This window comes from Agathobaculum sp., assembly GCF_050946325.1.
GTDB lineage: Bacteria > Bacillota > Clostridia > Oscillospirales > Butyricicoccaceae > Agathobaculum.
In genome coordinates, this window is the sequence record NZ_JBMNUP010000081.1 from 1 (window position 1) to 8206 (window position 8206).

The window sequence follows — 8206 nt, forward strand, 5'->3', positions numbered from 1 at the left end:
TCTAAAGGTATACGTTCTGTAGATTCCCTGGAAATTGCTTCTGTAGAAAATAATAAATCCGAACCCATTCCCTATTTGGAGAATGGGTTCGGATTATCATTGTTTGGTCCCCCGACCGATGATAAATCCGAACGCTGGGAATGTCATTGCTGTATTCGCGTTTCTGCCCATAAGGGGAAGTATTACCCTTATGGGCAGTATGTAGCATGTAGCGGAATGGCATCAAACTATGGATTTGGCCCGTGTCCTGCTCCCAGAGATACAGGCATTTTTTGAGAGCGAGGAAGGGCAACGGGAGTTTGCGGAGTGGAAAGCAGAACAGGAAGCAAAAAGAGAAAATAGGTAAGTAATAAGTGGGGGGAGCAAGAAAGTTTTCTTGTTCCCACTTCTCGAAAATCTCTATTGAAAATATTACTGTCATGTGATAAACTGACTTTGCGACACATCTGAATACTTTCGCCATATTAGGTGCATTTTACATTGGTAAAAATGCACCCTCTGTTTTCGCACCTGTATGGCGGTGAAAAGATGTGTCGCAGCATTCGAGGCTCTGCATTTTTCGGTGCGCAGCTTCGGCTGCGCACTTTTTTATTTTATAAGGAGGACTTAAGATGAAAAAGATTTTAGCACTGACACTTGCTTCGATTATGCTGATGTCGCTGTTTGGTTGCAGCGGTGGTGAAGACACTCAACCTCAGGCAGACAATAATCCAAGTAGTCAACAGGAAGAAAACGGAAGAAGCAAAGCCACGGAATTTACATTTGAGCTGGCTGCAGAAGAAGAGCGTATAGTTGAAAATCTCGTTTTTGATGAGGATGTAACAGTCAGCGGAGATTTTGGAATTATCGTTTTTGAGAACTGCGAATTTAACGGTGATATTATCAGTACCGCAGAACAGTTTACCAGAGTAATTCTTTCTGGGACAACCGTAAACGGTAATTGTGTATTCAAAAACACAATCAAAGAAGCATCGATGGACTATCCGATGCCTAAATTTATCAGTTCTAATACATTGAACATTGTGTGTGAGGACTGCATTGGTTCATGTGTCTTGGATGGCACCGAAGAAAAGATTGTATTCAACGGAGAAACATACTCCATAGCCGATGTGGAATTCTTTTACGATGCCAATACAAATGAACTTGTTCCTTATGAAGGACAGGAGGCATCTGCACTCTTTGTTGGTCAATGGTGGGAAAATGGAGAAAAGGTATTGCAACTGTTTTGTGAATGATTGGGAAATAGATACTATTGCTATAAATACGCTTTTACCCGACTCTGGACGGAATTCCATCCGTTTTCTACAACAACATATCTTGGGAAAAAATATCTCTGTTTCCTTTTGAAAAAAGAAGTTCCCACCCATTTCAAAAATGGGTGGGAACTTCTTTGATTGTTGCTGTCTGAACAATTTCTGTGCATAGACGAACAGCATTGGAAACTAATCCTCGCTCTTTTCCATCAAAGCACATTTTCAATAGAAATGATAAATCCGAACACACTACCCACTTGGATAATGTAGTTCGGATTATCATTGTTTGGTCCGAGTGACAGGATTCGAACCTGCGGCATCCTGCTCCCAAAGCAGGCGCGCTACCAACTGCGCTACACCCGGATATTCCGCTTTATATGCGCTGCAGAGCATCCCGCCAGGCTGGGCACATCTCTGTAACTAATTTAGTTTAACACGGTTTCTGCCCTGCCGTCAAGATGGTTTTTCTGCCAGCTCTCTTTTCCCGGCAGGATACCGATATATTCTGTAACCCGCCTTCCTTTTTTCATCTTCCACCGCCTGTTCTGTCTAAAGATTTTCGCATCTCTCCTTGCATATTTTTGTGAAATTGCAACAAATATCCCCTGTTCGCCCTCCGTCTTTGTCTATAAAATAACAATAATTGACTTTATTGCCGCCATGCGCTATCCTTTGTATATGACTTTTATTTGCTGTGCCATGTCCGGTGAGCATTTTCCCGCTGCCGCGCAGCAAGGCAGTCCCAAACGCCTGAGCAGGCCGAAAGATTCTCCTGCTCAGAAAACCTCCTTTTGCAGGTTTTATGCGGTTTTCCACATTTCCAAACCGTAAATACATATATAAGGAGCCTGAATCGTGAGCAGATTATCCATTGAGACCCCTGGCCGCGCCCAAACCGTTGTCGAGGGCCTGTACAGGGACGTTGAACGCCGGCTGAGCGCCAGCCCTCCCGGCCTGTGTCCGGTTGACATGGCGCTTTCTTTTCTGCGGCTGTGCCATGCACAGACCTGCGGCAAATGCGTTCCGTGCCGCATCGGCCTCGGCCAGCTCACCACCCTGCTGGAAAGTGTGCTGGATTCAACTGCCACACTTGAGACCATTGATCTGATTGAAAAAACCGCCCGCGTTATTCAGGACACCGCAGACTGTGCCATCGGCTATGAAGCGGCGCGTATGGTGCTGCAGGGTGTCCGCGGTTTCCGTGAAGATTACGTTTCCCACGTTGAGCACGGCCGCTGTCTGTTTGGTCTGAATCAGCCCGTGCCCTGTGTGGCGCTCTGTCCCGCCGGCGTGGATATTCCCGGATACATCGCCCTTGTCCGCGCAGGGCGATACGACGACGCCGTGCGTCTTATCCGCAAGGACAACCCCTTCCCCACCGTCTGCGGCTATGTATGCGAACATCCCTGTGAGGCCCGCTGCCGCCGCCGTATGGTGGATGACGCCGTCAATATCTGCGGCATCAAGCGCTTCGCCTGCGATCATGCCACCAACAAAACCCCGCCCCCCTGCGCCGAGCCTACCGGCAAACGCATTGCGGTGATCGGCGGCGGTCCGGGCGGCCTGTCCGCGGCGTATTTCCTGTCTCTGATGGGCCACAAGGTCGTTGTGTACGATCAGCGCCCGCAGCTCGGCGGTATGCTGCGCTACGGCATTCCGGATTACCGTCTGCCGCAGGATAAGCTGGACGCGGATATCGAATTCATTCTGTCCACCGGCATTGAAGTGCATACCAATACCTCTATCGGCAAGGACATTCCCTTTGCCGATATTGAGCAGCAGTATGATGCCGTCTATCTCGCCATCGGCGCGCATAACGATAAAAAACTCGGCATCGAAGGGGAGGACAGCTTCTGCGTCTTTTCTGCCGTGCAGCTTTTGCGGGACATTGGCGAGGGCCGCATCCCCGATTTCAAAAACCGCCGCGTATGCGTAATCGGCGGCGGCAACGTTTCGATGGACGCCACCCGCACGGCCATCCGCCTGGGCGCACAGTCCGTTACCTGCGTTTATCGCCGCCGCGTAACGGATATGACGGCGCTGGCCGAAGAAATCGAAGACGCTCAGAGCGAAGGCTGTCAGATTCTGCCGCTTCAGGCGCCCGACCACATCGAGTGCGGGGACGACGGCCGTGTAACCGCCCTGTGGACCCGTCCGCAAATCATCGGCGAATATGGCTCTGACGGCCGGCCCAAGCCGCATGACGCACATCAGCCGCTGTTCCGCATTCCGTGTGATATTGTGATCGTAGCCATCGGCCAGGCAATTGACGCCAAGCCATTTGAGCAGGTAACGCCTGTCGTCCGCGGCAAGATCAAAGCGGAGTCTGACGCTTTTGTCGCCAACACCCCGCATGTGTTTGCCGGCGGCGACGCAGTTACAGGCCCTGCAACCGTCATCCGCGCCGTTGCGGCCGGCAAGGTTGCCGCCGCCAATATCGACGCACACCTCGGCTTCCATCACGTTATCACTACCGACGTTGAAATCCCGCCCGCTCACCTGACCAATTCTCCCGCCTGCGGCCGTGTGGAGCTGAAAAACCGCCCGCTTGCCGAATGTGTGGATAATTTTGAACTGGTGAAATGCGGCATGACCGAGGAAGAGGTCCAGCAGGAAACCTCCCGCTGCCTGCGCTGCGACCACTTCGGCTACGGTATCTTCAAAGGAGGTCGTACATCCAAATGGTAAACCTGACGATCAACGATATCCCCGTTTCCGCCGCTGAAGGCACAACCATTCTGGAGGCCGCGGCATCTGTCAATATTGAAATCCCCAAGCTCTGCTATCTGAAGGATATTAACGAAATTTCCGCCTGCCGCGTATGCTGCGTTGAAGTGGAGGGCGAAGGCAAGCTGGTTCCCTCCTGCAACAACGTGGTGCGCGAAGGCATGGTCATTCACACCAATTCCCCGCGTGTGCGGGAGGCGCGTCGAACCAACGTCGAACTGATTCTTTCCCAGCATGACAGCCAGTGCGCCACCTGCACCCGCTCCGGCACCTGCCAGCTGCAAAAGGTCGCAACCGATCTTGGCATACTGACCAACCCCTATCCGGCCGATCTGCTGCGCGGCAAAAAGGCTGAATGGACCACGACCTTCCCCCTGTTCCGTGACCCCAACAAGTGCATCAAATGCATGCGCTGCGTGCAGGTCTGCGACAAAATCCAGGCGCTCTCCGTGTGGAATGTGAGCGGCTCGGGCTCGCGCACAACGATTGACGTTTCCGAAAACCGCTTTATCAAGGAAGCGGACTGCTCGCTGTGCGGCCAGTGCATCACCCACTGTCCGACCGGCGCGCTGCGCGAGCGGGATGACACCGCCAAGGCGTTCGCCGCGCTGGCTGATCCGGATAAAATCACCATTGTGCAGATTGCGCCTGCGGTCCGCACCGCCTGGGGCGAGGCCTTTGGCATGGAATCGGGCGAGGCAACGGTCGGCCAAATTGTATCTGCTTTGCGTAAAATGGGCGCAAATTATGTGTTTGACACCACCTTTTCCGCCGATCTGACCATCATGGAGGAGGGTACCGAACTGCTTGCGCGCCTGAAAGCCGGCGACCTTGCCGCGCAGCCGATGTTCACCTCCTGCTGCCCCGGCTGGGTTCGCTTTCTCAAATCGCAGTTCCCGGAAATGACCGGCTGCCTGAGCACATCCAAGTCTCCGCAGCAGATGTTCGGCGCAGTCATCAAAACCTGGCTGGCATACCGTTTGGGCGTCGATCCGGCCAAAATATACAGCATTTCCATCATGCCCTGTGTTGCCAAAAAGGCCGAATGTGAACTGCCGGATATGCAGTCTGCCGGATACGGGCAGGATGTAGACCTGGTGCTGACCACCCGCGAACTGGCCCGCATGGTACGCGCCGAGCATCTGGAAGTTCCTCTGCTGGAAGAATCTCCGTTTGACTCTCCGCTGGGCGACGGTTCGGGCGCCGGCGTCATCTTCGGCGCAACGGGCGGCGTCATGGAGGCTGCGCTCCGTTCGGCGTATTTCCTTGTCAACGGACAGAACCCGCCCGCAGACGCTTTCCGCGATGTGCGCGCCCGCACCAGCGGCGAAGGGAGCTGGCGCGAAGCCACCTTTGACCTGGGCGGTACGGCAGTCCGCTGCGCCGTCACAAGCGGGCTTGGCAACGCCCGTCTGCTGCTGAACGCGATCAACCGCGGCGAAGTGCAGTATGAATTTGTTGAGATCATGGCCTGCCCGGGCGGCTGCGCAGGCGGCGGCGGTCAGCCGGTAGACGGCAGCGACCGTGAAAAAGCCGCGCCGCGCGGCAGCGTGCTGTATGAACTGGACGAGCAGGCGCAGATCCGTTTTTCGCATGAAAATCCGGCTGTGCAGGCGTTGTATCAGGAATATCTGGACGCGCCCTGCTCTGAAAAGGCCGAGCATCTGCTCCATTGCAACCACTTTGCATGGGAAATGCCGCAAAACAAAAAATTAAGATAAACCAAAAGCGCATCGCCAAAAAGGCGATGCGCTTTCGCTTATGCTCTTTTATTCTTTGCTGCCCATCAGCGTTACCATGACTGCCTTCTGTGCGTGCAAACGGTTTTCCGCTTCCTCAAAAATTTCGTCCGCATGCGCTTCAAACACCTTGGTGGTGATTTCCTGCTCGCGATACGCCGGCAGGCAATGCTGCACCATGCAGCCGGGCTTGGCTGCGGCCAGCAGTTCGTCATTCACCTGGTATCCCTGGAAATCTCTCATACGAACTGCCTTTTCGTCCTCCTGACCCATGGAGGCCCAGGTATCCGTGATCACCACATCTGCATTTTCTGCGGCCTTCATCGGATCGTCCGTCAGGAAAAAGTCCGGATTGGGATTGGCAAACGCCAACACGTCCGGATGCGGGCGGTATCCCTCAGGCGTTGCCACAGATACCTTCATGCCCGTCTTGAGTCCGCCGACAATCAGCGAATTTGCCATGTTGTTGCCGTCTCCGATGTAGCACATCTTAATGCCTTCCAGCACGGCAAACTTTTCACGAATCGTCATCAAATCGGCCAGCACCTGGCACGGATGGCAGAAATCGGTCAGGCCGTTAATCACCGGAATCGTGCCGTACTCTGCCAGGTCCTCCACTTCCTGCTGCGCATAGGTGCGAATCATGATGCCGTCCAGATAGCGGGACAGTACGCGCGCGGTGTCCTGCACCGGCTCGCCGCGGCCGATCTGCAAATCGCGGTTGGACAGGAACAGCGCCTGGCCGCCGAGCTGATACATACCCGTCTCAAACGAAACGCGGGTACGGGTGGAGGATTTCTGGAAAATCATACCCAGGCTCTTGCCTTCCAGATGACGGTGGGAGATATTATGCTTTTTTTCATATTTCAGCTGATCTGCCAGATCGAGCAGGCCGATTACCTGCTCCGTTGAGCAGTCCAGCAGTTTGAGCAAATGCTTCATTTAAAACACCTCTTTCATAATCTTCAGCGCTTCATCCATCTCCTCTTTGGAGATCGTCAGCGGCGGCAGCAGGCGAACGGCGTTTCTGCCCGCCGTCAGCGCCAGCACACCGTTTTCAATCAGTTTGCCCGCATACGCGCTGTGCCGGCCTTCGTCCACCACAATGCCAAGCATCAGGCCCATGCCGCGCACATCGTGAATATTGGGTGAGCCCAGGCCTAAAATTCCCTGTTTCAGGTATTCGCCCTTTTCGCGCACCTGCGCAAGAAACTGCCCATCCCCCACCGTGTCCAGCACAACATTGGCGGCTGCACATACAATCGGCGTGCCGCCAAAGGTGGTCGCATGCGTTCCCGGGGTCAGCACTTTTGCGCAGCTCTCCGCCGCCATCACCGCGCCGATCGGCACACCGCCGCCAAGGCCTTTGGCCATTGTAACCACATCGGGCCGGATGCCGTACTGCTGGAAACAGAACAGGCTGCCCGTGCGGCCGATGCCGGTCTGCACCTCGTCAATGATGAGCAGCACGTCTTTTTCACGGCAAAGCGCCTCTACCTGTTTGACAAACTCTGCATCGAGCGGCAGCACGCCGCCTTCGCCCTGAATCAGCTCCATCATCACCGCGCAGGTCATATCGTCCACCTTGCGGCGCACAGAATCGAAATCATTGGCCTGCGCGTAATCGAATCCCTCGGTAAACGGGAAGAAATAGTTGTGAAATCTGTCCTGTCCGGTCGCCTTCAGCGTCGTCACCGTGCGGCCGTGGAAGGAATTGACGAGCGTAACGATTTTATATCTTCCCTCTCCGTATTTATCAAACGAGTATTTGCGCGCCAGTTTGATTGCGCCTTCATTGGCCTCCGCGCCCGAGTTTGCAAAAAATACCTTGCCGCCCAGATGCGTTTTTTCCACCAGTTTTTTCGCCACCTGCACCATCGGCGCCGTTGTGAACAGGTTGGAAACGTGCATCAGCTTATGCGCCTGTGCATCCATTGCGTCAATCATCTGCTGGTTGTTATAGCCCAGGCAGTTCACGCCGATGCCCGAAGTCAAATCAATATACTTCTTGCCTTCCACATCCCACAGCGTCGCGCCTTCGCCATGGTCCAGCGCAATCGGAAACCGGCCGTAGGTATTCATGACATATTTATTTTCCTCGGCCTTGAGTTCTTGATAGGTCATTCGTTTCGCTTCTTTCTCAATGGAACATCGTGCCGACGCCCACTTTGGATAGTAATTCAATCAGGATGGAATGCTTGACGCGGCCGTCCTGAATATTGGCCGCTGCAACGCCCTTGCGCACTGCCTCCACGCAGCAGTCCACCTTGGGAATCATGCCGCCCTTGATCACGCCGTCGCGCATCAGCTTGGGCACTTCCGAAACCTTGAGCAGCGGCAGCAGCGTCGATTCGTCGTTCGGATCCAGCATCAGGCCGCGCACATCGGTAAGCAGAATCAGCTTTTTGGCCCCAAGCGCAACCGCCAGTTTGGAAGCCGCCGTATCCGCATTGATATTATAATTGGTTTCATCGTCAATCCCCTGCG

Annotated in this window: 6 protein-coding genes, 1 tRNA gene and 1 pseudogene; 4 read left to right on the top strand and 4 right to left on the bottom strand. The window is 54.2% G+C overall.

Annotated elements, in window-relative coordinates; all coding sequences use genetic code 11:
* Both ACOYIE_RS07270 and ACOYIE_RS07275 read left to right on the top strand, forming a co-directional pair.
* Positions 1–276: hypothetical protein (locus tag ACOYIE_RS07270; protein WP_433411857.1), on the top strand; the 276-nt coding region annotated here is incomplete at its 5' end.
* A gap of 335 nt (positions 277–611) precedes the next feature.
* Positions 612–1235, top strand: a complete 624-nt coding sequence (locus tag ACOYIE_RS07275; protein ID WP_433411859.1) for a hypothetical protein — start codon at positions 612–614, stop codon at positions 1233–1235.
* Between the two features lie 305 nt (positions 1236–1540).
* On the opposite strand, the gene ACOYIE_RS07280 is transcribed toward ACOYIE_RS07275, so the two are convergent.
* A tRNA-Pro gene (locus ACOYIE_RS07280) sits at positions 1541–1616 on the bottom strand.
* A gap of 492 nt (positions 1617–2108) precedes the next feature.
* On the opposite strand from ACOYIE_RS07280, the gene ACOYIE_RS07285 reads away from it, so the two are divergent.
* Both ACOYIE_RS07285 and ACOYIE_RS07290 read left to right on the top strand, forming a co-directional pair.
* Positions 2109–3941, top strand: a complete 1833-nt coding sequence (locus ACOYIE_RS07285; RefSeq protein ID WP_433411861.1) for an NAD(P)-binding protein — start codon at positions 2109–2111, stop codon at positions 3939–3941.
* The gene (locus ACOYIE_RS07290; RefSeq protein WP_433411863.1) at positions 3935–5701 is read left to right on the top strand and encodes a [FeFe] hydrogenase, group A; all 1767 of its coding nucleotides are present in this window, start codon (positions 3935–3937) and stop codon (positions 5699–5701) included. Before ACOYIE_RS07285 ends, ACOYIE_RS07290 begins: the two co-directional genes overlap by 7 nt.
* A gap of 48 nt (positions 5702–5749) precedes the next feature.
* Here ACOYIE_RS07290 and argF read toward each other — a convergent pair whose 3' ends face one another.
* From argF to ACOYIE_RS07305, 3 genes and pseudogenes are all read right to left on the bottom strand, one after another.
* Complete coding sequence (gene argF / locus ACOYIE_RS07295) at positions 5750–6661, bottom strand: ornithine carbamoyltransferase (RefSeq protein ID WP_433411864.1); 912 nt, start codon at positions 6659–6661, stop codon at positions 5750–5752.
* Positions 6662–7843, bottom strand: a complete 1182-nt coding sequence (locus ACOYIE_RS07300; RefSeq protein WP_433411866.1) for an aspartate aminotransferase family protein — start codon at positions 7841–7843, stop codon at positions 6662–6664. It lies immediately after the preceding gene.
* 16 nt (positions 7844–7859) lie between these two features.
* Positions 7860–8206, bottom strand: a pseudogene (locus ACOYIE_RS07305) (acetylglutamate kinase); the annotation flags it as partial.

What these genes read in the sequence shown, in the direction of transcription:
- ACOYIE_RS07275 (WP_433411859.1), top strand. Translation starts at nt 612, where the DNA reads ATGAAAAAGATTTTAGCACTGACACTTGCTTCGATTATGCTGATGTCG.
- ACOYIE_RS07290 (WP_433411863.1), top strand. Translation starts at nt 3,935, where the DNA reads ATGGTAAACCTGACGATCAACGATATCCCCGTTTCCGCCGCTGAAGGC.
- argF (WP_433411864.1), bottom strand. Translation starts at nt 6,661, where the DNA reads ATGAAGCATTTGCTCAAACTGCTGGACTGCTCAACGGAGCAGGTAATC.
- ACOYIE_RS07300 (WP_433411866.1), bottom strand. Translation starts at nt 7,843, where the DNA reads ATGACCTATCAAGAACTCAAGGCCGAGGAAAATAAATATGTCATGAAT.